This is a genomic window from Enterobacter chuandaensis, from assembly GCF_039718975.1.
Taxonomy (GTDB): domain Bacteria; phylum Pseudomonadota; class Gammaproteobacteria; order Enterobacterales; family Enterobacteriaceae; genus Enterobacter; species Enterobacter chuandaensis.
The window spans coordinates 4510327-4534767 of record NZ_CP097173.1 but is presented as its reverse complement, the minus strand read 5'-3'; the positions used below and the strand labels follow the sequence as shown (position 1 = coordinate 4534767).

General features: G+C 57.9%; 20 protein-coding genes. 12 read left to right on the top strand and 8 right to left on the bottom strand.

Going from position 1 to position 24441, the window contains the following annotated elements; genetic code table 11:
* Positions 1-7 precede the first annotated feature (7 nt).
* Positions 8-220, top strand: a complete 213-nt coding sequence (rpmE, locus tag MX657_RS21770) for a 50S ribosomal protein L31 (RefSeq protein ID WP_003862040.1) — start codon at positions 8-10, stop codon at positions 218-220.
* Between the two features lie 48 nt (positions 221-268).
* Here the strand turns inward: rpmE and metJ are convergent, their stop codons facing one another.
* On the bottom strand, positions 269-586 hold the full coding sequence (gene metJ / locus MX657_RS21765) for a met regulon transcriptional regulator MetJ (RefSeq protein ID WP_003862042.1): 318 nt from the start codon (positions 584-586) through the stop codon (positions 269-271).
* A gap of 276 nt (positions 587-862) precedes the next feature.
* On the opposite strand from metJ, the gene metB reads away from it, so the two are divergent.
* The 4 genes from metB to katG all read left to right on the top strand — a co-directional run bounded on the left by metB (position 863) and on the right by katG (position 7900).
* Positions 863-2023 (top strand): cystathionine gamma-synthase, encoded by a 1161-nt coding sequence (metB, locus tag MX657_RS21760; protein WP_014885697.1) that lies wholly within the window; start codon positions 863-865, stop codon positions 2021-2023.
* 2 nt (positions 2024-2025) lie between these two features.
* Positions 2026-4458: a bifunctional aspartate kinase/homoserine dehydrogenase II gene (locus tag MX657_RS21755; protein ID WP_080330331.1), complete on the top strand. Its 2433-nt coding sequence runs from the start codon at positions 2026-2028 to the stop codon at positions 4456-4458.
* Positions 4459-4685: 227 nt separating this feature from the next.
* Positions 4686-5573, top strand: a complete 888-nt coding sequence (gene metF / locus MX657_RS21750; protein ID WP_080330332.1) for a methylenetetrahydrofolate reductase — start codon at positions 4686-4688, stop codon at positions 5571-5573.
* A 146-nt stretch (positions 5574-5719) separates the two neighbouring features.
* Positions 5720-7900, top strand: coding sequence for a catalase/peroxidase HPI (katG, locus tag MX657_RS21745; protein WP_346806774.1), 2181 nt, complete (start codon positions 5720-5722; stop codon positions 7898-7900).
* 83 nt (positions 7901-7983) lie between these two features.
* Here the strand turns inward: katG and gldA are convergent, their stop codons facing one another.
* From gldA to ppc, 4 genes are all read right to left on the bottom strand, one after another.
* The gene (gene gldA, locus MX657_RS21740; protein ID WP_218727877.1) at positions 7984-9087 is read right to left on the bottom strand and encodes a bifunctional L-1,2-propanediol dehydrogenase/glycerol dehydrogenase; all 1104 of its coding nucleotides are present in this window, start codon (positions 9085-9087) and stop codon (positions 7984-7986) included.
* A 12-nt stretch (positions 9088-9099) separates the two neighbouring features.
* Positions 9100-9762 carry a fructose-6-phosphate aldolase gene (gene fsa, locus MX657_RS21735; RefSeq protein WP_080330335.1) on the bottom strand — a complete coding sequence of 221 codons (663 nt, stop codon included), beginning with the start codon at positions 9760-9762 and terminating at the stop codon, positions 9100-9102.
* A gap of 128 nt (positions 9763-9890) precedes the next feature.
* Complete coding sequence (locus tag MX657_RS21730) at positions 9891-10655, bottom strand: AraC family transcriptional regulator (RefSeq protein ID WP_346806772.1); 765 nt, start codon at positions 10653-10655, stop codon at positions 9891-9893.
* A gap of 57 nt (positions 10656-10712) precedes the next feature.
* A complete protein-coding gene (ppc, locus tag MX657_RS21725; protein ID WP_080330342.1) occupies positions 10713-13364 on the bottom strand; it encodes a phosphoenolpyruvate carboxylase in 2652 nt (883 codons plus the stop codon).
* A 332-nt stretch (positions 13365-13696) separates the two neighbouring features.
* On the opposite strand from ppc, the gene MX657_RS21720 reads away from it, so the two are divergent.
* Entirely contained in the window at positions 13697-14839 is a 1143-nt protein-coding gene (locus MX657_RS21720) for an IS481 family transposase (RefSeq protein WP_429844099.1), read from the top strand.
* A gap of 91 nt (positions 14840-14930) precedes the next feature.
* Here the strand turns inward: MX657_RS21720 and argE are convergent, their stop codons facing one another.
* Positions 14931-16082 carry an acetylornithine deacetylase gene (argE, locus tag MX657_RS21715; protein WP_008501790.1) on the bottom strand — a complete coding sequence of 384 codons (1152 nt, stop codon included), beginning with the start codon at positions 16080-16082 and terminating at the stop codon, positions 14931-14933.
* Between the two features lie 88 nt (positions 16083-16170).
* Here argE and argC point away from each other — a divergent pair, with 88 nt between their 5' ends.
* From argC to oxyR, 4 genes are all read left to right on the top strand, one after another.
* Positions 16171-17175 carry an N-acetyl-gamma-glutamyl-phosphate reductase gene (gene argC / locus MX657_RS21710; RefSeq protein ID WP_119916898.1) on the top strand — a complete coding sequence of 335 codons (1005 nt, stop codon included), beginning with the start codon at positions 16171-16173 and terminating at the stop codon, positions 17173-17175.
* 6 nt (positions 17176-17181) lie between these two features.
* Complete coding sequence (gene argB / locus MX657_RS21705; RefSeq protein WP_119916897.1) at positions 17182-17958, top strand: acetylglutamate kinase; 777 nt, start codon at positions 17182-17184, stop codon at positions 17956-17958.
* A gap of 74 nt (positions 17959-18032) precedes the next feature.
* Positions 18033-19406 (top strand): argininosuccinate lyase, encoded by a 1374-nt coding sequence (gene argH, locus MX657_RS21700; RefSeq protein ID WP_346806770.1) that lies wholly within the window; start codon positions 18033-18035, stop codon positions 19404-19406.
* A 295-nt stretch (positions 19407-19701) separates the two neighbouring features.
* Positions 19702-20619: a DNA-binding transcriptional regulator OxyR gene (gene oxyR / locus MX657_RS21695; protein WP_023309664.1), complete on the top strand. Its 918-nt coding sequence runs from the start codon at positions 19702-19704 to the stop codon at positions 20617-20619.
* Here the strand turns inward: oxyR and sthA are convergent.
* A complete protein-coding gene (gene sthA / locus MX657_RS21690; RefSeq protein WP_008501785.1) occupies positions 20602-22002 on the bottom strand; it encodes a Si-specific NAD(P)(+) transhydrogenase in 1401 nt (466 codons plus the stop codon). The two genes, oxyR and sthA, sit on opposite strands and share 18 nt — an antisense overlap.
* Before the next feature lie 196 nt (positions 22003-22198).
* Between sthA and fabR the strand changes: the two genes are divergently transcribed.
* A complete protein-coding gene (fabR, locus tag MX657_RS21685; RefSeq protein ID WP_008501784.1) occupies positions 22199-22837 on the top strand; it encodes an HTH-type transcriptional repressor FabR in 639 nt (212 codons plus the stop codon).
* A 9-nt stretch (positions 22838-22846) separates the two neighbouring features.
* Positions 22847-23206, top strand: a complete 360-nt coding sequence (locus MX657_RS21680) for a YijD family membrane protein (RefSeq protein ID WP_008501783.1) — start codon at positions 22847-22849, stop codon at positions 23204-23206.
* Between the two features lie 89 nt (positions 23207-23295).
* On the opposite strand, the gene trmA is transcribed toward MX657_RS21680, so the two are convergent.
* Positions 23296-24396 (bottom strand): tRNA (uridine(54)-C5)-methyltransferase TrmA, encoded by a 1101-nt coding sequence (gene trmA / locus MX657_RS21675; protein ID WP_080330346.1) that lies wholly within the window; start codon positions 24394-24396, stop codon positions 23296-23298.
* Positions 24397-24441 lie beyond the last annotated feature (45 nt).

Here is a 24441-nt window from a genome sequence, read left to right as displayed (position 1 = left end):
TTCTCCCATGAAAAAAGATATTCACCCGAAATACGAAATGATTACTGCAAACTGCTCTTGCGGTAACTCTATCCAGATCCGCTCCACCGTGGGTCACGATCTGAACCTGGACGTGTGCGGCAAATGCCACCCGTTCTACACTGGTAAGCAGCGTGATGTTGCAACCGGTGGCCGTGTTGACCGCTTCAACAAGCGTTTCAGCATCCCGGGCGCTAAATAAGTTTCCCGAAAAAAAGGCACCGCAAGGTGCCTTTTTTGTATCCGCAACTCAGTATTCCCACGTCTCCGGGTCAATACCCAGTTCACGCATGATCACCTTCGCCTCTTCCGGGATTTCGTCACTGCGCTCTTTGCGCAGATCGTCATCGTTCGGCAACGGTTGGCCGGTAAACGCATGCAGAAACGCTTCGCAAAGCAGTTCACTGTTGGTTGCGTGACGCAGGTTGTTCACCTGACGACGCGTACGTTCATCGGTGAGGATCTTCAACACCTTCAGAGGAATGGAAACCGTAATTTTCTTTACTTGCTCACTCTTCTTACCGTGCTCAGCGTATGGGCTGATATATTCGCCGCTCCATTCAGCCATGAGATACCTTTAATCCTCTCAGTCATTAATCTAAAGGTGCAAAACCTGTAACCACCGATTTTGAACCGCAAACCTGCATAGTTTACCGTAGAGACGATACCGTGGCACGGATATTGCCGCTGCAGCGTGTCCTAAAGCATATAATTTTAACGGCTATTTGCGCATTGCTCAATCTATACGCAAAGAAGTTTAGATGTCCAGATGTATTGACGTCCATATCATCAATGTTTACTCTGGTGCCTGACATTTCACCTTATTCGCCAGGAAGCCCTCACCATGACGCGTAAACAGGCCACCATCGCAGTGCGTAGCGGATTGAACGATGACGAGCAGTACGGCTGCGTTGTCCCGCCGATTCATCTTTCCAGTACTTACAATTTCACCGGATTTAATGAACCCCGCGCGCATGACTACTCGCGTCGTGGCAACCCTACGCGTGACGTGACCCAGCGTGCGCTGGCGGAGCTGGAAGGGGGCGCAGGGGCAGTATTAACCAATACGGGCATGTCTGCCATCCACCTGGTGACGACGGTATTCCTGAAACCGGGCGATCTGCTGGTTGCGCCGCACGACTGCTACGGCGGCAGCTACCGTCTGTTTGACAGCCTGGCAAAGCGCGGCTGTTACCGCGTGTTGTTTGTCGACCAAAACGACGAGCAGGCGCTAAAACAGGCGCTGGCCGAGAAGCCGAAGCTGGTTCTGGTGGAAAGTCCAAGCAACCCATTGTTGCGCGTTGTCGACATTGCGAAAATTTGTCAGCTCGCAAGGGATGCGGGAGCGATAAGTGTAGTGGATAATACCTTCCTCAGTCCGGCCCTTCAGAACCCGTTAGCACTGGGTGCGGATCTGGTATTGCATTCATGTACTAAATATCTGAACGGCCATTCTGACGTGGTGGCGGGCGTGGTGATTGCTAAAGATCCCGACGTTGTCACGGAACTGGCATGGTGGGCCAATAACATTGGCGTCACCGCGGGCGCGTTCGACAGCTATCTGCTGTTGCGCGGCATCCGCACGCTGTCGCCGCGTATGGAAGTAGCGCAGCGTAATGCCCAGGCGATTGTCGATTTCCTGAAAACCCAGCCGCTGGTGAAGAAGCTTTATCACCCGTCGCTGCCGGAAAATCAGGGGCACGAGATTGCCGCGCGTCAGCAGAAAGGATTTGGCGCGATGTTAAGTTTTGAACTGGACGGTGACGAGCAAACGCTGCGTCGCTTCCTGAGCGGGCTGTCATTGTTTACGCTGGCGGAATCATTAGGTGGGGTTGAAAGCTTGATCTCCCACGCCGCAACCATGACGCACGCAGGTATGGCACCGGAAGCACGTGCCGCCGCCGGGATTTCCGAGACGCTGCTGCGTATCTCGACCGGTATTGAAGATTCTGAAGATTTAATTGCCGATCTGGAAAATGGCTTCCGGGTCGCAGCCAAGGGGTAATCATGAGTGTGATAGCGCAGGCAGGGGCGAAGGGTCGTCAGCTGCACAAGTTTGGTGGTAGTAGTCTTGCTGATGTGAAGTGTTACCTGCGCGTTGCAGGGATCATGACCGAGTATTCACAGCCGGGTGACATGATGGTTGTCTCGGCGGCGGGCAGCACCACCAACCAGTTGATCAGCTGGCTGAAACTGAGCCAGACCGATCGCCTTTCTGCGCACCAGGTGCAACAGTCACTGCGTCGTTACCAGAGCGAGCTGATTGCCGGCCTGCTGCCTGCGGACGTGGCGGACGGGCTGATCAGCGCCTTCACGCATGACCTTGAGCGTCTGGCCGCCCTGCTGGACAGCGGCATTACCGACGCGGTCTATGCCGAAGTGGTGGGCCATGGTGAAGTGTGGTCCGCGCGCCTGATGGCCGCCGTGCTGCAACATCTCGGGGTGGATGCGGCCTGGCTCGACGCGCGTGATTTCCTGCGTGCCGAACGTGCCGCGCAGCCGCAGGTGGACGAAGGGTTGTCCTATCCGCTGCTGCAACAACTGCTGGTGCAGCACCCCGGTAAACGTATCGTCGTCACCGGCTTTATCAGCCGTAGCAATGCGGGCGAAACCGTGCTGCTGGGCCGTAACGGCTCGGACTACTCGGCTACGCAAATTGGTGCCCTGGCGGGCGTATCCCGCGTCACCATCTGGAGCGACGTGGCCGGTGTCTACAGCGCGGACCCGCGTAAGGTGAAAGATGCCTGCCTTCTGCCGCTGCTGCGTCTCGACGAAGCCAGCGAGCTGGCGCGTCTGGCGGCACCGGTGCTGCACGCCCGCACGCTGCAGCCGGTTTCCGGCAGCGATATCGACCTGCAGCTGCGCTGTAGCTACACGCCGGATCAGGGTTCCACCCGCATCGAGCGCGTGCTGGCATCCGGCACGGGCGCGCGTATTGTCACCAGCCACGACGACATCTGCCTGATTGAGTTCCAGGTTCCTGCGGGTCAGGACTTCAAACTGGCACATAAAGATATCGACACGATTCTGAAACGCGCCCAGGTGCGTCCGCTGGCCGTTGGCGTTCACAATGACCGTCAGCTGCTGCAGTTCTGCTATACCGCTGAAGTGGCGGACAGCGCGCTGAAAATTCTCGATGAAGCGGGTCTGCCGGGCGAGCTTCGCCTGCGTCAGGGTCTGGCGCTGGTGGCGATGGTGGGCGCGGGCGTCACCCGTAACCCGCTCCACTGCCACCGCTTCTGGCAGCAGCTGAAAGGCCAGCCGGTTGAGTTCACCTGGCAGTCGGAAGAGGGTATCAGCCTGGTCGCCGTACTGCGTAAAGGCCCAACCGAAAGCCTGATTCAGGGTCTGCACACCTCGCTGTTCCGAGCGGAAAAACGTATCGGCCTGGTGCTGTTTGGTAAAGGCAACATCGGTTCCCGCTGGCTGGAGCTGTTTGCCCGTGAGCAGGTGACGCTTTCGGCGCGTACCGGGTTTGAATTTATTCTTGCGGGCGTGGTGGACAGCCGCCGCAGCCTGCTGAACTACGAAGGGCTGGACGCCAGTCGGGCGCTGGCCTTCTTCAACGATGAAGCGGTCGAGCAGGATGAAGAGTCGCTGTTCCTGTGGATGCGCGCGCACCCGTATGACGATCTGGTCGTGCTGGACGTCACCGCCAGCGAACAGCTTGCCGATCAGTATCTGGATTTCGCCAGCCACGGTTTCCACGTCATCAGCGCCAACAAGCTGGCGGGGGCGAGCAGCACCGATAAATACCGTCAGATCCACGACGCGTTTGAAAAAACGGGTCGCCACTGGCTCTATAACGCCACCGTTGGTGCGGGCCTGCCGGTAAACCACACCGTGCGCGACCTGATTGAAAGCGGCGACAGCATTCTGGCGCTGAGCGGTATCTTCTCCGGCACGCTCTCCTGGCTGTTCCTGCAGTTTGACGGTACCGTACCGTTCACCGACCTGGTGGATCAGGCGTGGCAGCAGGGCTTAACCGAGCCCGATCCGCGCGTTGACCTCTCCGGTAAAGACGTGATGCGCAAGCTGGTGATCCTGGCGCGCGAAGCCGGTTATGACATCGAGCCGGATTCCGTACGCGTCGAGTCGCTGGTGCCTGCGGGCTGCGAGGAAGGGTCCGTTGATCACTTCTTTGAAAACGGCGACGAGCTGAATGATCAGATGGTGCAGCGTCTGGAAGCGGCAAACGAGATGGGGCTGGTGCTACGCTACGTGGCGCGTTTCGAGGCGAACGGTAAGGCGCGCGTGGGTGTCGAGGCGGTACGTCCTGACCATCCGCTGGCGGCGCTGCTGCCGTGCGATAACGTCTTCGCCATTGAAAGCCGCTGGTACCGCGATAACCCGCTGGTGATCCGCGGTCCGGGCGCGGGGCGCGACGTCACCGCCGGGGCGATCCAGTCTGATATTAACCGTCTGGCTAAGCTGCTGTAATCTCTCCCCCTCACCCTAACCCTCTCCCCAAAGGGGAGAGGGCCGGGGTGAGGGGCCTCCTCATCCCATCATGAACTCTCTTCATCTTTCCTGAGCAAACCTCACCGTTAATGTGATTATTTCTGTTGACGTCACGCCGCTTTTCCGTCATTTTTACATCTGGACGTCTAAACGTATAGAAGTTCACGACAAAACAGACAACGACACGCGAAAGATAGAGGTAAGGTATGAGCTTTTTTCACGCCAACCAGCGGGAAGCACTGAATCAGAGCCTGGCCGAAGTAAACGGCCAGATTAACGTCTCTTTTGAATTTTTCCCGCCGCGCACCAGTGAAATGGAGCAAACCCTGTGGAGCTCTATCGATCGCCTGAGCAGCCTGAAACCGAAGTTTGTCTCCGTGACCTACGGTGCGAACTCCGGCGAGCGTGACCGTACGCACAGCATTATTAAAGGTATTAAGGACAGAACCGGTCTGGAAGCGGCACCGCACCTGACCTGTATCGACGCCACCCGTGATGAGCTGCGCGCCATTGCCCAGGACTACTGGAACAACGGGATTCGCCATATCGTTGCCCTGCGCGGCGACCTCCCTCCCGGCAGCGGCAAGCCAGAAATGTATGCGGCCGATCTGGTCGGGCTGCTGAAGGAGGTGGCCGACTTTGATATCTCCGTGGCCGCCTACCCTGAAGTTCATCCGGAAGCGAAAAGCGCCCAGGCGGATCTGCTTAACCTGAAGCGTAAGGTGGACGCCGGTGCCAACCGCGCTATTACCCAGTTCTTCTTTGACGTGGAAAGCTACCTGCGCTTTCGCGACCGCTGCGTCTCCGCCGGTATCGACGTTGAAATTATCCCGGGCATTCTGCCGGTCTCTAACTTCAAACAGGCGAAGAAATTTGCCGATATGACCAACGTACGCATTCCGCTGTGGATGTCCAAAATGTACGAAGGGCTGGACGACGATGCGGAAACCCGCAAGCTGGTGGGGGCCAACATCGCGATGGACATGGTGAAGATCTTAAGCCGCGAAGGGGTGAAAGATTTCCACTTCTACACGCTCAACCGCGCGGAGATGAGCTACGCCATCTGTCATACGCTGGGCGTTCGTCCGGCGTAATCAGCAAAAAGCCCTTACAAAGTGAGGGCTTTTTAATCAGATAAAAAGTTAAAAGGTATTAACTATCGAATCTGTGGATTAATTCAACTATATCTTATTGCTAGTGGTGTATATCGTAACGGTATCACTGTAAAGGGAGCATAGCGATGAGCACGTCAGACGAGACCAATAACGCGGCATCCGCCGGCAAATGTCCGTTCCATCAGGGCGGCGTCGATCACAGCGCGGGCGCAGGTACCGGCAGCAAAGAGTGGTGGCCTAAACAGCTCCGCATCGATCTTCTAAATCAACATTCCAACCGTTCGAACCCTCTGGGTGAAGACTTCGACTACCGCAAAGAATTCAGCAAGCTCGACTATTCCGCCCTCAAGGGCGATCTCAAAGCCCTGTTAACCGACTCTCAACCGTGGTGGCCAGCCGACTGGGGTAGCTACGCGGGTCTGTTTATTCGCATGGCCTGGCACGGTGCCGGTACTTACCGCTCCGTGGACGGACGCGGCGGTGCCGGACGAGGCCAACAGCGCTTTGCGCCGCTGAACTCCTGGCCTGATAACGTCAGCCTGGATAAAGCGCGCCGCCTGCTGTGGCCAATCAAGCAAAAATACGGACAAAAAATTTCCTGGGCCGACCTGTTTATCCTCGCGGGTAACGTGGCGCTGGAAAACTCCGGCTTCCGCACCTTTGGTTTTGGCGCCGGGCGTGAAGACGTCTGGGAACCGGATCTGGACGTGAACTGGGGTGATGAAAAAGCCTGGCTGACCCACCGTGACCCGGAAGCGCTGGCGAAGCGCCCGCTGGCGGCCACCGAAATGGGCCTGATTTACGTGAACCCGGAAGGGCCAAACGCCAGCGGTGAACCGCTGTCTGCGGCGGCGGCGATCCGCGCCACCTTTGGCAACATGGGCATGAACGATGAAGAGACCGTCGCGCTGATTGCAGGTGGTCACACGCTCGGTAAAACTCACGGTGCGGGTGAAGCCACGCACGTAGGCACCGATCCGGAAGCCTCGCCGATTGAAGCGCAGGGCCTGGGCTGGGCAAGTACGCACGGCACCGGTATTGGCGCTGACGCCATCACCTCCGGTCTGGAAGTCATCTGGTCGCAAACCCCGACTCAGTGGAGCAACTACTTCTTCGAGAACCTGTTCAAATACGAATGGGTGCAGACCCGCAGCCCGGCAGGTGCGATTCAGTTTGAAGCCGTGGATGCACCGGAAATCATGCCTGACCCGTTCGACCCGTCGAAAAAACGCAAACCAACCATGCTGGTCACCGACCTGACGCTGCGTTTTGACCCGGAATTCGAGAAAATTTCTCGCCGCTTCCTGAACGATCCGCAGGCCTTCAACGAAGCCTTCGCGCGCGCCTGGTTCAAACTGACCCACCGCGATATGGGGCCGAAATCCCGTTACATTGGCCCGGAAGTGCCGAAAGAAGATCTGATCTGGCAGGACCCGCTGCCGCAGGCGGTATTCAATCCGACGAAAGAAGATATTGAAAGCCTGAAAGCGGAAATTGCGGCCTCTGGCCTCTCCGTGAGCGAACTGGTTTCCGTTGCCTGGGCGTCTGCGTCAACCTTCCGCGGCGGCGACAAGCGCGGCGGTGCCAACGGCGCGCGTCTGGCGCTGGCACCTCAGCGCGACTGGGATGTGAACGCTGCGGCGGTTCGTGCGTTACCGGCTCTGGAAGCTATTCAGCGCACCACTAATAAAGCCTCACTGGCCGATATCATCGTGCTGGCGGGCGTTGTGGGCGTTGAGCAGGCGGCGAAAGCGGCGGGCGTTTACGTCAACGTGCCGTTCACCCCGGGCCGCGTCGATGCGCGTCAGGACCAGACGGATATCGAGATGTTTAACCTGCTCGAGCCGATTGCCGACGGCTTCCGCAACTACCGTGCGCAGGTGGATGTGTCCACCACCGAGTCACTGCTGATTGATAAGGCCCAGCAGCTGACTCTGACCGCGCCTGAGCTGACGGTGCTGATTGGCGGTCTGCGCGTGCTGGGTGCAAACTTTGATGGCGGTAAGAATGGCGTGTTCACCGACCGCGAGGGCGTGCTGAGCAACGATTTCTTCGTGAACCTGCTGGATATGAACACCCAGTGGAAAGCGACCGACGATTCAAACGAGCTGTTTGCCGGTAGCGATCGCGCCAGCGGTGAAGTGAAATACACCGCCACCCGCGCCGATCTGGTGTTCGGCTCGAACGCCGTCCTGCGCGCGCTGGCCGAAGTTTACGCCAGCAGCGACGCACACGAGAAGTTTGTCCGTGACTTCGTTGCCGCATGGGCGAAGGTGATGGATTTGGATCGGTTTGACCTGCAGTAACCATTGTGGCGGGTGGCGCTAACGCTTATCCGGCCTACGGGCAAAAAAATCCCCGCTGATGCGGGGATTTTTATTCACGCTATTTACTCCCATTCCTGCAGGAAGCGTTGCCCATACTGGTCAGCCACCAGCAGCGCCGCATAGACCTGATCCGGCGTCACGCCGCCCGGCATGTTGTGAATGGTTTCCCCTTCGGCGCAGGAGGCTTCCGCGATCAGACGCATTTTGGCCGGAATATCCTCTTTGATATTCAGCTGTGCCAGCGTGATTGGCAGACCAACGCTGTGGCAAAGCGCCGCGACGGTTTCGATCTCCTCAACCGGTGCATTTTCCAGCACCAGCTGCGTCAGCGTACCGAATGCCACTTTTTCACCGTGGTAGAAGTGATGCGCATCCGGCACCGCCGTCATGCCGTTGTGAATGGCGTGAGCCGCCGCCAGCCCGCCGCTTTCAAAGCCAACGCCGCTCAGATAAGTGTTGGCTTCGATAATGCGTTCAAGAGCAGGCGTCACCACGTGCTGTTCCGCTGCGAGCATCGCCTTCTCACCCTCTTCAACCAGCGTGTTGTAGCACAGTTCCGCCAGCGCTAACGCCGCCTGCGTGCACTTGCCGCCCGCCATGGTGGTGGCACCGCTGCGCGAGCAGGCGCGTGCTTCAAACCAGGTTGCCAGCGCATCGCCAATCCCGGCGGCCAGCAGACGTGCCGGCGCACCCGCCACCACTTTGGTGTCGACGATAACCATGTTCGGGTTGTGTGGCAGCATCAGATAGCGGTCGAACTCGCCGCTGTCGGTGTAAATCACGGAGAGGGCGCTACACGGTGCATCGGTGGAGGCAATTGTTGGTGCAATGGCGACCGGCACGTCCATAAAGTGGGCCAGCGCTTTGGCGGTATCCAGCGTTTTACCGCCGCCGATACCCAGCACCGCGAGGCAGTCGGCACTATCGGCCAGCTTTTTCAGGCGATCGATTTCATTTTGCGAACATTCGCCGCCAAACGGCGCGATTTCGGCATGCAGTTCGGCTTGTTTAAAACTCTGACGCAGAGTTTCTTCGGCAAAACCCAGCACAAATTTATCGCCCACAACCAGCCAGCGATTTGCCAGCGGCTTCAGGTAGTCGCCGAGACGGGTGAGCACATCAGCGCCCTGGATGTATTTCCCCGGCGATTGAATAATACGGTCCATAACATTTCTCCCTTAGAGGTTGAGGTTACCAAACGCGTTTTTCCAGTCCTGCTCGAACTTCTCTATGGCTGACTCTACCGCTGGCGTGCCGAGCATTTGTTGCGCTACGTCTAAGGGAAGCGTGATCGCCTCGCACCCGGCAAGCAGGCAGTCCAGCGCCTGACGCGGGGTTTTAAAGCTGGCGGCCAGCACCATGCTCTCCGGGGCGTGCAGTTCAAGCAGGGATTGCAGCTCCTGCACCATGCGAATACCGTCGCCGCCCTGTGCGTCGACGCGGTTGACGTACGGCGCGACATATTTCGCGCCTGCCAGCGCGGCCAGTAAACCCTGCGCGGCGCTGTAAACGGCGGTGCCCAGCGTGGTAATGCCTTCTTTTTTCAGTGCCTTAATCGCGATAAGCCCCTGAGCCGTCACCGGGATTTTCACCACGATGTCCGGAATGGCATTGCTCAGGCGTTTGGCCTCCGCCACCATGCCTTCTGCATCCCGACTCATGGTCTGGGCAAACAGCGTGCCGTCCGGCCCGATGGCTTTTTGCAGGCGCGGCAGCACATCCCAGATGGATTCACGGCTGGCGGCAATGATGCTTGGGTTGGTGGTGACGCCCGCAATGGGGAAGACGCGCGTAAGACGTTCCACTTCTGCCACGTTCGCGGTATCCAGGTACAGTTCCATTATTTTTCCTTAAGTCAGAAAGGTTGAATAAAGGATAAGGCCCGGCTGAGTGCGTCGGATACAGGTCAATTTTGCCAAATACTGGACAAATGTAATGTCCTTAGCGAAGTGCGATAGCGATCACAATGCTATTTTTTGGCGATAAGCTGGCTGTGATACTGGCGACGATATTCGGAAGGAGAGCGCTCGGTGTGCTTGCGAAAGAGGCGGCAGAAGTAGTTGCTGTCCGGAAATCCGCAGCGTGCGGCGATATCTTTAATTTTGAGATCGTAGCCTTTCAGCAGCTGGCGCGCATGTTCCAGGCGCGTTTTTGTCAAATATTCATTGTATCCGACGCTGCCGACGTTCTGGAAAAGATGGGAAAGATAGTTCGGTGAGATGTAGAACGCCTGCGCCACGGATTCGCGCGTTAACGAAGAGGCATAATTTTCTTCGATATAGCTACGAACGGCTTCGAATAGCGCCCGGCTGCGGTGAGCGGTGTGGATGTCACTGCCAAGCAGATCCCGGCAGTGGCTGAGCAAGCTTAATACCACCAGCATGGCTGTGTCTTGCTCGTCTGGCTGCATCTGTAATTCGGCGAGCGCTTGCAGAAGAAAAGCACCCGTTCGCGGGCCACGCCGGGGAACCTGTAGCTGCTGCAAAAGCGCATTGTCACGCTGTAAATCGAGAGCCAGCTGCTGCTTACCGAAATGTATGCTCAGGGCGTTAGGCGGTGGAAGCGTGATGTGTCCAATAGATGAAAATATCGCCTCACAGGGGTTATCCAGGGTAATGACGAGGCAGGGAGATGTCCGGGGGTGCTGCTCAGCCAGCGCGGAGAAATGAATCTGACCCAGCGGTAACGTACGGTTCACCAGGTCAGCCAAAATTCGGGTGATATCGGAATACATAAGAAGACTACCGAAACGTGCCGGGCGGCGCTAACAACGCCTGCCCGGCATAAAGCATTAACCGGTGTTACGCATACCCGCCGCAACGCCTGCAATCGTCACCATCAGCGCCTGTTCAACGCGCGGATCAGGCTCTTTACCTTCCTCTTCCGCCAGACGGGAACGGTGCAGCAGTTCAGCCTGCAAAACGTTCAGCGGGTCGGTGTAGATGTTACGCAGCTGGATAGACTCGGCGATCCACGGCAGATCCGCCATCAGGTGCGAGTCGTTGGCGATGTCCAGCACCACTTTGATGTCGTCTTCCAGCAGCTCGCGCAGCTCTTTACCCAGCGTCCACAGCTCCGGTTTCACCAGGCGCTGATCGTAGTATTCCGCCAGCCAGAGGTCGGCTTTCGAGAAGACCATCTCCAGCATCCCCAGACGGGTAGAGAAGAACGGCCAGTCGCGGCACATGGTTTCCAGTTCGTTTTGCTTGCCGTCTTCCACCACTTTTTGCAGCGCGGCACCGGCACCCAGCCAGGCGGGCAGCATCAGGCGGTTCTGCGTCCAGGCGAAGATCCACGGAATCGCACGCAGGGACTCGACGCCACCGGTTGGGCGACGCTTTGCAGGACGTGAGCCCAGCGGCAGTTTACCCAGCTCCTGCTCAGGCGTGGCTGAACGGAAGTAAGGGACGAAGTCTTTGTTTTCACGCACGTAACCGCGGTACAGATCGCAGGAGATATCTGACAGCTCGTCCATGATGCGGCACCAGGACTCTTTTGGCTCCGGCGGTGGCAGCAGGTTTGCTTCCAGGATCGCGCTGGTATAGAGCGACAGGCTGCTGATGGTCACTTCCGGCAGGCCATACTTGAAGCGGATCATCTCGCCCTGCTCGGTCACGCGCAGGCCGCCTTTCAGGCTTCCAGGTGGTTGAGAGAGCAGCGCCGCGTGAGCAGGCGCACCGCCGCGGCCAATGGAGCCGCCGCGCCCATGGAACAGGGTCAGCTCAATACCGGCTTTCTCGCAGGTTTTGATCAGTGCGTCCTGCGCCTGATACTGCGCCCAGGATGCCGCCATCACGCCCGCGTCTTTAGCGGAGTCAGAATAGCCAATCATCACCATCTGTTTGCCCTGAATAAAGCCGCGATACCAGTCGATGTTCAGCAGCTGGGTCATGACGTCGTTGGCGTTGTTCAGGTCGTCGAGGGTCTCAAACAGCGGGGCGACCGGCAGAGCGTAGTCGATTCCCGCTTCTTTCAGCAGCAGGTGAACGCCCAGCACGTCGGACGGGGTTTTCGCCATGGAGATCACATAGGCGGCCACCGATCCTTTCGGCGCGTCAACGATCGCTTTACAGGTGTTGAGCACCTCGCGGGTGTCGTTGCTTGGCTCCCAGTTGCGCGGCAGCAGAGGGCGCTTGGAGTTCAACTCGCGGATCAGGAAGGCCTGTTTGTCGGCTTCGGACCAGCTTTCATAGTCGCCGATGCCGAGATAGCGGGTCAGTTCGCCAAGAGCTTCTGTATGACGGGTACTTTCCTGACGCACGTCGATACGCACCAGCGGCACGCCGAAACACTTCACGCGGCGCAGGGTGTCGAGCAGTTCGCCGTTAGCGATGATGCCCATGCCACAGGCCTGCAGTGATTTATAGCAGGCGTAGAGCGGCTCCCAGAGCTGTTCGTTCTGGCTGAGCAGGCCTTCTGGTTTTGGCAGGCGCTGGCCTTTCAGGCGCGCTTCCAGCCAGGCCTGAGTGGCCATCAGCTGACCGCGCAGTTTTTTCATCAGGAAACGGTACGGCTCGCTGGCACCTTCTTCACCTGCCAGCGCGCGCAGTTCCGGCGTCGCTTCAACCATCGACAGCTCGGAAATCAGCACCTGAATATCCTTCAGGAACAGGTCGGTCGCTTTCCAGCGGCTCAGCAGCAGGACGTGGCGGGTGATTTCCGCGGTCACGTTCGGGTTACCGTCGCGGTCGCCGCCCATCCAGGAGGTGAAACGCACTGGAACAAAGTCGACCGGCAGGCGGTAGCCCAGGTTCTCTTCCAGCTGTTCGTTTAGCTCGCGCAGGTAGTTAGGCACGCCTTCCCACAGGCTGTTTTCCACCACCGCAAAGCCCCATTTGGCTTCGTCGACCGGGCTTGGGCGATGCTTACGAATTTCATCGGTATGCCAGGACTGGGCAATCAGCTGGCGCAGACGGCGCATCAGTTGGTTGCGTTCGTAGTCGGCAATATCTTTGTTATCCAACTGTTTCAGACAGGTGTTCACTTCCACCATTTTGTGGATCAGGGTGCGACGAGTAATTTCGGTGGGGTGTGCGGTCAGCACCAGTTCCAGCGAAAGCGACTCCACCGCTTTTTTGATGGTGGCTTCGTTGAGGTCGGGCTGATCTTTCAGTTTACGAAGGGTGCGGGCAATGACTTCCGGGTTGCTGGCCGCTTCGCCGTTTGGCGAAATGCTGTGGTATTGCTCAGCGGTGTTGGCCAGGTTCAGGAACTGGCTGAAGGCGCGGGCAACGGGCAGCAGCTCATCGTTTGAGAGGTTCTGCAAGGTGGTGAGCAGCTCCTGACGACTAGCCTCGTTACCGGCACGGGAAGATTTAGACAGCTTGCGGATGGTTTCAACGCGGTCGAGGATGTTCTCACCCAACGCATCTTTGATGGTATCTCCAAGCACTTTGCCGAGCATACTGACATTACTACGCAACGCGGAATATTGTTCGTTCATAAAAACCCAGTCACCCCATCATTTTTGTTTATGCCCAGGCGAGAATCTTCTGGACATTATTTTGTCATCTCCCTTTATAAAGCCACGTAAAACCCCCGTCGTCAATTGCTGCGAAAACGGTTCAGCAAACGAATAAATGCGCGCAATTTACGAAATTTAATTCGCATTGCGTCAGATAAGAGATGCTTATGGGAATGTGACGGAGATCGCGGGATTTACCCCCCTCACCCTGCTCTCTCCCCATGTACGGTCCGGGGACATAGTGAACACTTGTTCGGGGACATGGTAGACACTTACAACTGATGCATAAGAACCCGTTTATGGAGTCGCTTATGCCCTGGGATGCGAGAGATACCATGTCATTACGTACCGAGTTTGTTTTGTTCGCCTCGCAGGACGGGGCGAACATCCGTTTCCTCTGCCGTCAGTACGGCATTTCTCCTGCCACCGGCTACAAGTGGCTTCAGCGCTGGGTTCAGGAAGGCGTATCCGGCCTTCAGGACCGCTCCCGCGCACCTCATCACTCCCCGAACCGCTCGTCAGACGACACCACGGCCCTGCTGCGCATGGCGCATGACCGTCATGAACGCTGGGGCGCACGCAAGATTAAGCGCTGGCTCGAGGACCAGGGGCACACCATGCCCGCCTTCAGCACCGTCCATCACCTGATGGCCCGTCATGGCCTGCTGCCGGGCGTTTCACCGGGCATTCCGGCCACGGGACGCTTCGAACACGACGCGCCGAACCGCCTCTGGCAGATGGATTTTAAGGGCCACTTTCCCTTTGGCGGTGGCCGCTGCCATCCGCTCACCCTGCTGGACGACCACTCCCGTTTTTCCCTGTGCCTGGCGCCCTGTACCGATGAACGGCGTGAGACCGTGCAGCAGCAGCTGGTCAGCGTGTTTGAACGCTACGGCCTGCCGGACCGGATGACGATGGACAACGGCTCACCGTGGGGCGACACCACCGGTACCTGGACGGCGCTGGAGCTGTGGCTGATGCGCCACGGTATCCGGGTGGGGCATTCCCGGCCTTACCATCCGCAGACGCAGGGCAAGCTGGAGCGTTTTCACCGCAGCCTGAAGTCGGAAGTGCTGCAGGGAAAATGGTTCGCGGACAGCGGAGAGCTGCAGCGCGCCTTCGACCACTGGCGGACGGTCTACAACCTTGAACGCCCGCATGAGGGGCTGGATATGGCGGTACCGGCCTCGCGGTATCAGCCGTCTGCCCGGCAGTACAGCGGGAGCGTAACGCCGCCGGAATATGATGAAGGCGTGATGGTCAGGAAAGTGGATATCAGCGGAAAGCTGAGCGTGAAAGGGGTAAGCCTGAGTGCAGGCAAGGCGTTCAGGGGAGAACGGGTGGGGCTGAAGGAGACGCAGGAAGACGGCAGCTATGAAGTGTGGTGGTACAGCACGAAAGTGGGGGTGATCGACCTGAAGAAAAAGTCGATCACCATGGGTAAAGGATGTTAAAAAGTGTTCACCATGTCCCCGAACACCTGTCTACCATGTCCCCGGACCGTACACCCCAGAGGGGAGAGGGTTAGGGTGAGGGGGCAGTTTTTTAATGCCAGCAGAAGTGATGCACAACCTGGGTGATCAGTTCGCGGGTGGGCTTGATGAAGCGGGTTTCCAGATATTCATCCGGCTGGTGCGCCTGATTGATAGAACCAGGACCGAGGACCAGCGTCGGGCAAAGCGTCTGAATAAACGGCGCTTCGGTGCAGTAGTTCACCACGTCGGTTTTCTCACCGAGCAGCTTTTCCACCACTTCGACCAGCTGGTGGTCCGGCGGGCATTCGTAGCCCGGGATCGGCGGATGCAGTTCGGAGACCGTCAGACGACCCGGCCAGCGCTCGCTCACCGGGGCCAGCGCTTCGTTAAGCAGGCCATCGAGATCGCTCAGCGTCATGCCCGGCAGCGGGCGGATGTCCATATGCAGTTCGCAGCAGGCGCAGATACGGTTGGAGGCATCGCCGCCGTGCAGGCTACCGAGGTTCAGCGTCGGATACGGCACGGTGAACGCCTCGTAGTGATAGCGCTCTTTCAGGTCGTCGCGCAGGGTCATGATGCGGCCGATAGCGTCATGCATCAGCTCGATGGCGTTCACGCCGCGCGCCGGATCGCTGGAGTGGCCGGACTGGCCCAGCACGCGCACGGCGGTAGAAATATGGCCTTTGTGCGCGCGTATCGGCTGCAGGGAGGTTGGCTCGCCGATGATCGCGCAGTCCGGGCGAATCGACGTGTTTTCAGAGAAGTAGCGCGCGCCCGCCATGCTGGTTTCTTCATCGGCGGTCGCCAGAATGTAGAGCGGTTTTTTCAGCTTCGTCACGTCCACGTCACGCAGCGCGTCAAGGATAAAGGCGAAGAAGCCTTTCATGTCGGCGGTGCCCAGTCCGTAGAGCTTATTGTCATGCTCGGTCAGAGTGAACGGATCGCGCGTCCAGCGGCCATCGTCAAACGGCACGGTGTCGGTGTGACCAGCCAGCAGCAGGCCGCCCGCGCCGGTTCCGGTGCTCGCGAGCAGGTTAAATTTGTGGCGGGTTCCGGGAACGGGCTGAACCTCAACGTTAAACCCAAGATCGCTAAACCAACCCGCCAGCAGATTGATTAAAGACTCATTGCTCTGATCCAGCGCTTCTTCGGTCGCACTGATGGACGGTGTGGCAATCAGGGCGCGGTAGATCTCGATAAATGGCGGTAAGTTCATTTTCATTGTTGACACACCTTAGGTCGTGATAGTATCAATATTCATGCAATAAATGTGAATAAAAATACATTAACGTTGAGCATAAAGGAACCCGATGTTGAATACGCTGATTGTAGGCGCTAGCGGTTATGCGGGCGCAGAGCTTGTAAGCTACGTAAATCGCCACCCTCATATGACCATAACCGCTTTGACCGTGTCAGCGCAAAGCAATGATGCCGGAAAGTTAATTTCCGATTTGCATCCACAGCTTAAAGGCATTGTCGATCTGCCGCTGCAGCCGATGTCTGACATCAACGAGTTTACCGACGGCGTCGATGTGGTGTTTTTAGCCACCGCGCACGAGGTCAGCCACGACCTGGCGCCGCAGTTCCTGGCGGCCGGCTGCGTGGTGTTCGATCTCTCCGGCGCGTTCCGCGTTAACGACGGCGCGTTCTACGAAAAATATTACGGTTTCACCCATCAGCACCCGGATCTGCTTGAAAAAGCGGTGTACGGCCTGGCGGAGTGGAGTGCGGATAAACTGAAAGAAGCGAACCTGATTGCCGTGCCGGGCTGCTACCCGACGGCGGCGCAGCTTTCCCTGAAGCCGCTGATCGACGCGGACCTGCTGGATCTGAGCCAGTGGCCGGTGATCAACGCCACCAGCGGCGTGAGCGGTGCAGGGCGCAAGGCCGCTATCTCCAACAGCTTCTGCGAAGTGAGCCTTCAGCCGTATGGCGTGTTTAATCACCGTCATCACCCTGAAATCACCACCCATCTGGGCGCGGAGGTGATTTTTACCCCGCACCTGGGCAGCTTCCCGCGCGGGATCCTCGAAACCATCACCTGCCGCCTGAAGCCGGGCGTGACCAAAGAGCAGGTAAGCGAGGCCTTCACGCAGGCGTATGCGGATAAACCGCTGGTGCGTCTGTACGACAAAGGCGTGCCGGCGCTGAAAAACGTGGTCGGACTGCCGTTCTGCGATATCGGCTTTGCCGTACAGGGCGAGCATCTGATTGTGGTCGCCGCGGAAGATAATTTACTCAAAGGCGCTGCCGCCCAGGCAATGCAATGTGCAAATATTCGTTTCGGCTTCCCTGAAACGCAGGCTCTTATTTAAGGTGTGATGATGAACCCATTAATTATCAAACTCGGTGGTGTACTGCTGGACAGCGAAGAAGCGCTGGAGCGTCTGTTTACCGCGCTGGTGAACTATCGCGAATCACACCAGCGTCCGCTGGTGATTGTGCACGGTGGCGGCTGCGTGGTGGACGAGCTGATGAAAGGGCTCAACCTGCCGGTGAAAAAGAAGAACGGCCTGCGCGTCACGCCTGCTGACCAGATTGACATCATCACCGGCGCGCTGGCGGGTACGGCGAACAAGACGCTGCTGGCGTGGGCGAAGAAACACCATATTGCGTCCGTTGGCCTCTACCTGGGCGACGGCGACAGCGTAAAAGTGACCCAGCTCGACGAAGAGCTCGGCCATGTTGGACTGGCGCAGCCAGGTTCGCCTAAGCTGATTAACACTCTGCTGGAAGGCGGTTTCCTGCCGGTGGTGAGCTCTATCGGCGTGACCGAAGAGGGCGCGCTGATGAACGTTAACGCGGACCAGGCGGCGACCGCGCTGGCGGCCACGCTGGGTGCGGATCTGATTCTGCTCTCCGACGTGAGCGGCATTCTGGACGGTAAAGGCCAGCGCATTGCAGAAATGACCGCCGCCAAAGCCGAGCAACTGATCGCTCAGGGCATTATTACCGACGGCATGATTGTCAAAGTGAACGCCGCGCTGGATGCGGCGCGCACGCTGGGCCGCCCGGTGGATATCGCCTCCTGGCGTCACGCGGAGCAACTCCCGGCGCTGTTTAACGGCACGCCGATTGGCACGCGTATTTTAGCGTAAGTTTTTATTGAATGACCGTAGGCCGGGTAAGCGAAGCGCCACCCGGCAGAACTAACGAATAAAGGAACGATGTTATGGCACTTTGGGGTGGGCGTTTTACACAGGCAGCGGATCAGCGGTTCAAACAGTTCAACGACTCTTTGCGCTTCGACTACCGCCTGGCCGAACAGGATATTGTCGGCTCTGTGGCCTGGTCCAAAGCGCTGGTGACGGTGGGCGTACTGACCGCAGACGAACAATTACAGCTGGAAGAAGCGCTGAACAACCTGCTGGAAGAGGTGCGTCTGGATCCGCAGCAAATCCTGCAGAGCGATGCCGAAGATATTCACAGCTGGGTGGAAGGCAAACTGATCGACAAAGTCGGCCAGCTGGGTAAAAAGCTGCACACCGGGCGCAGCCGTAACGACCAGGTCGCCACCGACCTGAAGCTGTGGTGTAAAGAGACCGTCGGCGAACTGCTGGCGGCCAACCGTCAGCTTCAGGGCGCGCTGGTGGAAACGGCGCAGAACAATCAGGACGCGGTGATGCCGGGTTATACCCACCTGCAGCGCGCGCAGCCGGTGACCTTTGCGCACTGGTGTCTGGCCTACGTTGAGATGCTGGCGCGTGACGAAAGCCGTCTACAGGATACCCTGAAGCGTCTGGACGTCAGCCCGCTGGGCAGCGGTGCGCTGGCGGGTACGGCATATGAAATTGACCGCGAGCAGCTGGCAGGCTGGCTGGGCTTTGCGTCTGCCACCCGTAACAGTCTGGACAGCGTCTCTGACCGTGACCACGTGCTGGAACTGCTGTCGAATGCTTCTATCGGGATGGTCCACCTGTCACGCTTTGCCGAAGACCTGATCTTCTTTAACTCTGGCGAAGCCGGATTTGTGGAGCTGTCCGACCGCGTGACCTCCGGCTCATCCCTGATGCCGCAGAAGAAAAACCCGGACGCGCTGGAGCTGATCCGCGGCAAATGTGGCCGCGTGCAGGGCGCGCTGACCGGCATGATGATGACCCTGAAAGGGCTGCCGCTGGCGTACAACAAAGATATGCAGGAAGACAAGGAAGGGCTGTTCGACGCGCTCGACACCTGGCTGGACTGTCTGCATATGGGCGCGCTGGTGCTGGACGGCATTCAGGTGAAACGCCCGCGCTGCCAGGAAGCGGCGCAGCAGGGCTATGCCAACTCTACCGAACTGGCGGACTACCTTGTCGCGAAGGGCGTACCGTTCCGTGAAGCGCACCACATTGTGGGCGAAGCGGTGGTGGAGGCCATTCGTCAGGGCAAACCGCTGGAAGATCTGGCGCTGGCCGACCTGCAGAAATTCAGTGCAGTTATCGGGGAGGATGTGTATCCGATTCTGGCGCTGCAGTCCTGTCTGGATAAGCGTGCCGCGAAGGGCGGCGTGTCGCCGAAGCAGGTGGCGCAGGCGATTGCGGACGCGAAAAACCGGTTGGTTTGATGCCTGAAATGTCGGGTGGCGGCTTCGCCTTACCCGACCTACAACACCCCAGCCCAACCCTGAGTTGGGCTTTTTTATGCAAAAAAAAAGCGGACCACGGGGTCCGCAAAAGTTCACGTTGGCTTTAGTTGTTCGAGTTTTGAGAGAAACTCGCTGACGGTGCGGGGACGTCAAGGGTCAAACACGTGCCGCCTCGTCTATGTGGTGTATTATTCAACAGAAAGCTTGATAGGGATAATCGTTCGTTGCTATGCTATCTATCGCCATGAACTATCGTGGCGACGGAGGATGAATAATGAATATTCGTGATCTTGAATACCTGGTAGCGTTAGCCGAGCATCGTCACTTTCGCCGCGCGGCAGATTCCTGCCACGTCAGTCAGCCCACGCTGAGCGGCCAGATCCGCAAGCTGGAAGACGAGCTGGGCGTGATGCTGCTGGAGCGCACCAGCCGTAAGGTGCTGTTCACCCAGGCCGGTCTGCTGCTGGTGGATCAGGCGCGCACCGTGCTGCGCGAGGTCAAAGTGCTCAAGGAAATGGCAAGCCAGCAGGGGGAGGCGATGTCCGGCCCGCTGCATATTGGCCTGATCCCAACCGTTGGCCCGTACCTGTTGCCGCACATCATTCCGATGCTGCACCAGACGTTCCCGAAACTCGAAATGTACCTGCATGAAGCGCAAACCCATCAGCTGTTGGCGCAACTGGACAGCGGCAAGCTCGACTGCGCTATTCTGGCGCTGGTGAAAGAGAGCGAGGCTTTTATCGAAGTGCCGCTGTTTGACGAGCCGATGATGCTGGCGATCTATGAAGATCACCCGTGGGCGAACCGCGATCGCGTGCCGATGGCCGATCTGGCCGGGGAAAAGCTGCTGATGCTGGAAGATGGCCACTGCCTGCGCGATCAGGCAATGGGCTTCTGCTTCGAAGCGGGTGCCGATGAAGATACCCATTTCCGCGCAACCAGCCTGGAAACGCTGCGTAACATGGTGGCGGCGGGAAGCGGTATTACGCTGCTGCCTGCGCTGGCCGTGCCGCGCGAGCGTAAGCGTGATGGCGTGGTGTACCTGCCGTGCATCAAGCCGGAGCCGCGTCGCACGATCGGCCTGGTGTATCGTCCGGGGTCACCGCTGCGCAGCCGCTATGAGCAGCTGGCAGAGGCCATCCGTGGTTCGATGGATGGCCATTTCGACAGCGCGTTAAAACAGGCGGTTTAAGCCATTCAGCGCGGCTACCCGATAGGCTTCCGCCATGGTCGGGTAGTTAAAGGTGGTGTTAACGAAGTACTCAATGGTGTTACCACCCCCTTTCTGCTCCATTATCGCCTGGCCGATATGAATGATTTCCGCCGCGCGTTCACCAAAGCAGTGAATGCCGAGGATCTCTTTCGTCTCGCGATGGAACAGGATTTTCAGCGTACCTACGCTCATCCCCACGATCTGCGCTCGCGCCAGATGTTTAAACTGCGCACGACCCACCTCGTACGGCACCTTCATTGACGTCAGCTGCTGCTCGGTTTTCCCCACGGAACTGATTTCCGGAATGGTGTAGATCCCCGTCGGGATATCTTCAATCAGGTGCGCCGTTGCTTCGCCTTTCACCAGCGCCTGAGCGGCAATGCGGCCCTGATCGTAAGCGGCGGAGGCCAGGCTCGGGTAGCCAATCACGTCGCCGACCGCGTAAACGTGCGGCAGCGCGGTCTGGTACATGCTGTTGACCTTGAGCTGGCCGCGGCTATCGGTTTCAAGCCCGATATTTTCCAGCTGCAGTGAATCGGTGTTGCCGGTACGACCGTTGGCGTACAGCAGGCAGTCGGCTTTCAGCTTCTTACCAGATTTCAGGTGCATGATCACCCCGTCGTCGCAGCCTTCGATCTTCTCGTACTCTTCGTTGTGGCGAATCACCACGCCGCTGTTCCAGAAGTGGTAGGAGAGGGAGTCTGACATCTCCTGATCGAGGAATGCCAGCAGGCGGTCGCGGGTGTTGATCAGGTCAACTTTGACGTCCATGCCGCGGAAGATCGACGCGTATTCGCAGCCGATGACCCCTGCACCATAGATAATGACGTGGCGGGGTTCATGGTGCAGGCTCAGAATCGAGTCGCTGTCGTAGACGCGCGGGTGCGAGAAGTCGACGTCGGCCGGATGGTACGGGCGTGAACCGCAGGCGATAACAAATTTTTCAGCGGTGATCGTCTCAACCGACCCGTCGTGGCATTCGAGTGCCAGGGTGTGTTCATCCACAAAATGCGCGTTGCCCTGCAGGATCTCACAGTGGTTACGCTCATAAAAACCCTGACGCATGCGCGTCTGCTGGTTAATGACGGTATCCGCGTGATTCAGGATGTCGGCAAAGGAGGAACGAAGAAGTCGGGAGTGGTCGCTGTAAAGAGGGTTCTGGTTGAATTCGATAATGCGGCTAACGGCGTGGCGGAGGGCTTTCGAAGGGATGGTGCCCCAGTGGGTGCAACCGCCGCCGACGTTATGGTAGCGCTCAATGACCGCTACTCTGGCTCCCTGTTTCACCAGACCCATAGCAGCACCTTCGCCGCCGGGGCCGGAACCAATAACTATTGCGTCGTAATCGTAGGAATGTGGCATGGCAAGGCTTACCTGTTCTTATACATAAAAGCAACAGAATCATAACATCATTGCAGAAGTAACCCAATTATCGTTGTGCTTTTTTCCGGCAATGGAGCACAAACCGCACGTAAACAATCATTCACAAAGCCAGGCAAACAGATTAATTTTATTCTCTGGTATAGTGCCATCAGGCCTTTGGAAGGATTCAACTATCGTGATGGGCGTAAGAGCACAACAAAAAGAGAAAACCCGGCGTTCGCTGGTGGAAGCCGCATTCAGTCAACTGAGTGCTGAGCGGAGTTTTGCCAGTTTGAGCCTGCGCGAAGTCGCACGCGAGGCCGGGATTGCCCCAACGTCCTTCTATCGTCACTTCCGTGATGTGGATGAACTGGGCCTGACCATGGTCGATGAGAGCGGGCTTATGCTGCGCCAGCTGATGCGCCAGGCGCGTCAGCGTATCGCCAAAGGGGGCAGCGTGATCCGCACCTCCGTGTCGACCTTTATGGAATTTATCGGCAATAACCCAAACGCGTTTCGTCTTCTTCTGCGCGAGCGTTCGGGCACGTCGGCAGCGTTTCGTGCCGCCGTCGCGCGGGAAATTCAGCATTTCATCGCGGAACTTGCCGACTATCTTGAACTCGAAAACCATATGCCGCGTGCGTTTACCGAAGCACAGGCCGAGGCGATGGTGACGATTGTATTCAGCGCGGGTGCCGAAGCGCTGGATGTCAGCATTGAACAACGCAAGCAGCTCGAAGAGCGACTGGTATTGCAGCTCAGGATGATCTCCAAAGGCGCGTATTACTGGTATCGCCGTGAACAAGAGAAACTGGCACATCAAACCGAAGAGTGAAGGTGAGTAATGAAACAGTCAGGTCAGGATAAAGGGACGCTGTTGCTGGCATTGATCGCTGGCTTATCCATTAATGGCACGTTTGCCGCTATTTTTAGCTCCATCGTGCCATTTTCGATTTTCCCGCTTATTGCGCTGGTGCTGACGGTCTACTGCCTGCATCAACGTTACCTGAACCGCACCATGCCGGTGGGGTTACCGGGGCTGGCCGCTGCCTGCTTTATTCTGGGTGTATTGCTGTATAGCACGGTGGTGCGCGCGGAGTATCCGGATATCGGGTCTAACTTCTTCCCGGCTGTTTTGTCTGTGGCGCTGGTGTTCTGGATTGGCTCGCGCATGCGCAGCCGTAAGAGCCAGTTACCAGAATAAAGGGTTTTGTCATTGTAGGCCGGATAAGCGAAGCGCCATCCGGCTTTTTTGGCAGGTGGCGCTTCGCTTACCTGCCCTACAAGTCCACATTATTTCGCGGTAAGTAGTACACCGCACTCCATATGGTGCGTATACGGGAACTGATCGAACAGCGCCAGACGTTCAACCTTGTGCGTCTGGCTTAATGTTTCCAGATTCTTGCACAGCGTCTCCGGGTTACAGGAGATGTACAAAATGCGCGGGTACGCCTGCACCATCTTCTCGGTTTCGCTGTCCAGGCCGCTACGCGGCGGGTCGACAAAAATCGTCTCACACTGATAGCTCTTCAAATCGATCCCTTCCAGGCGGTTAAACTGGCGTACACCGTTCATGGCCTGGGTGAACTCTTCTGCTGCCATGCGAATGATCTGCACGTTATCGATATGGTTAGCGGCGATGTTGTACTGCGCCGCAGCCACCGACGGCTTGGCGATTTCCGTTGCCAGGACGCGATCGAAGTTACGCGCCAGCGCCAGCGAGAAGTTGCCGTTACCACAGTACAGCTCCAGCAGGTCGCCCGTTGACCCTTCCGTCGCCTTCAGCGCCCATTCCAGCATCTGCACGTTCATCGCGGCGTTCGGCTGGGTGAAGCTATTTTCCACCTGACGATAAACCATCTCTTTACCCGCCACCGGCAGACGCTCGTCGACGTAATCCTGATCCAGCATGATTTTGGTTTTGGTCGCGCGGCCAATCAGGTGCACGTTGATGTTCTGCCCACGCAGCGCATCGCGCAGGGCTTCGGCCTGCTCGCGCCATTCGTCGGTCAGCGCTTTGTGGTACAGCAGAGAGACAATCGCCTGATTGCTTTGGGTGGTCAGATAGTCAATCTGGAACAGCTTGTGGCGCAGCACCGGATTATTACGCACGCCTTCAATGATCAGCGTCATCAGCTGGTTGATAAGCTCGCTCGCTGCCGGGAAACTGTCGACGCGAATGCGGGATTTTGTCTGCTGATCGAAAATGATGTGGTACAGGTCGTCACCGTCATGCCAGATGCGGAACTCAGCGCGCATGCGGTAGTGGCTGACAGGGGAGCGGAACACCTCGGGAACGGGCGCGTTGAACGGCGTCATCATACTTTGCAGGCGGACAACTTTCTCTGCCAGCTGCGCGTCGTACTGTTCTGTCGGGAGGTGTTCTGGGGTCATGATGCGTCCTGAGTGATAAAGAATTACGCGGGGATTGTAGGGATT

Coding starts and splice junctions, on each gene's coding strand:
- ppc (WP_080330342.1), bottom strand. CDS start 13,364: ATGAACGAACAATATTCCGCGTTGCGTAGTAATGTCAGTATGCTCGGC.
- metJ (WP_003862042.1), bottom strand. CDS start 586: ATGGCTGAATGGAGCGGCGAATATATCAGCCCATACGCTGAGCACGGT.
- MX657_RS21730 (WP_346806772.1), bottom strand. CDS start 10,655: ATGTATTCCGATATCACCCGAATTTTGGCTGACCTGGTGAACCGTACG.
- oxyR (WP_023309664.1), top strand. CDS start 19,702: ATGAATATTCGTGATCTTGAATACCTGGTAGCGTTAGCCGAGCATCGT.
- argE (WP_008501790.1), bottom strand. CDS start 16,082: ATGAAAATGAACTTACCGCCATTTATCGAGATCTACCGCGCCCTGATT.
- fsa (WP_080330335.1), bottom strand. CDS start 9,762: ATGGAACTGTACCTGGATACCGCGAACGTGGCAGAAGTGGAACGTCTT.
- trmA (WP_080330346.1), bottom strand. CDS start 24,396: ATGACCCCAGAACACCTCCCGACAGAACAGTACGACGCGCAGCTGGCA.
- rpmE (WP_003862040.1), top strand. CDS start 8: ATGAAAAAAGATATTCACCCGAAATACGAAATGATTACTGCAAACTGC.
- MX657_RS21755 (WP_080330331.1), top strand. CDS start 2,026: ATGAGTGTGATAGCGCAGGCAGGGGCGAAGGGTCGTCAGCTGCACAAG.
- argB (WP_119916897.1), top strand. CDS start 17,182: ATGATGAACCCATTAATTATCAAACTCGGTGGTGTACTGCTGGACAGC.
- katG (WP_346806774.1), top strand. CDS start 5,720: ATGAGCACGTCAGACGAGACCAATAACGCGGCATCCGCCGGCAAATGT.
- sthA (WP_008501785.1), bottom strand. CDS start 22,002: ATGCCACATTCCTACGATTACGACGCAATAGTTATTGGTTCCGGCCCC.
- gldA (WP_218727877.1), bottom strand. CDS start 9,087: ATGGACCGTATTATTCAATCGCCGGGGAAATACATCCAGGGCGCTGAT.
- argC (WP_119916898.1), top strand. CDS start 16,171: ATGTTGAATACGCTGATTGTAGGCGCTAGCGGTTATGCGGGCGCAGAG.
- MX657_RS21720 (WP_429844099.1), top strand. CDS start 13,697: ATGCCCTGGGATGCGAGAGATACCATGTCATTACGTACCGAGTTTGTT.
- metF (WP_080330332.1), top strand. CDS start 4,686: ATGAGCTTTTTTCACGCCAACCAGCGGGAAGCACTGAATCAGAGCCTG.
- MX657_RS21680 (WP_008501783.1), top strand. CDS start 22,847: ATGAAACAGTCAGGTCAGGATAAAGGGACGCTGTTGCTGGCATTGATC.
- metB (WP_014885697.1), top strand. CDS start 863: ATGACGCGTAAACAGGCCACCATCGCAGTGCGTAGCGGATTGAACGAT.
- argH (WP_346806770.1), top strand. CDS start 18,033: ATGGCACTTTGGGGTGGGCGTTTTACACAGGCAGCGGATCAGCGGTTC.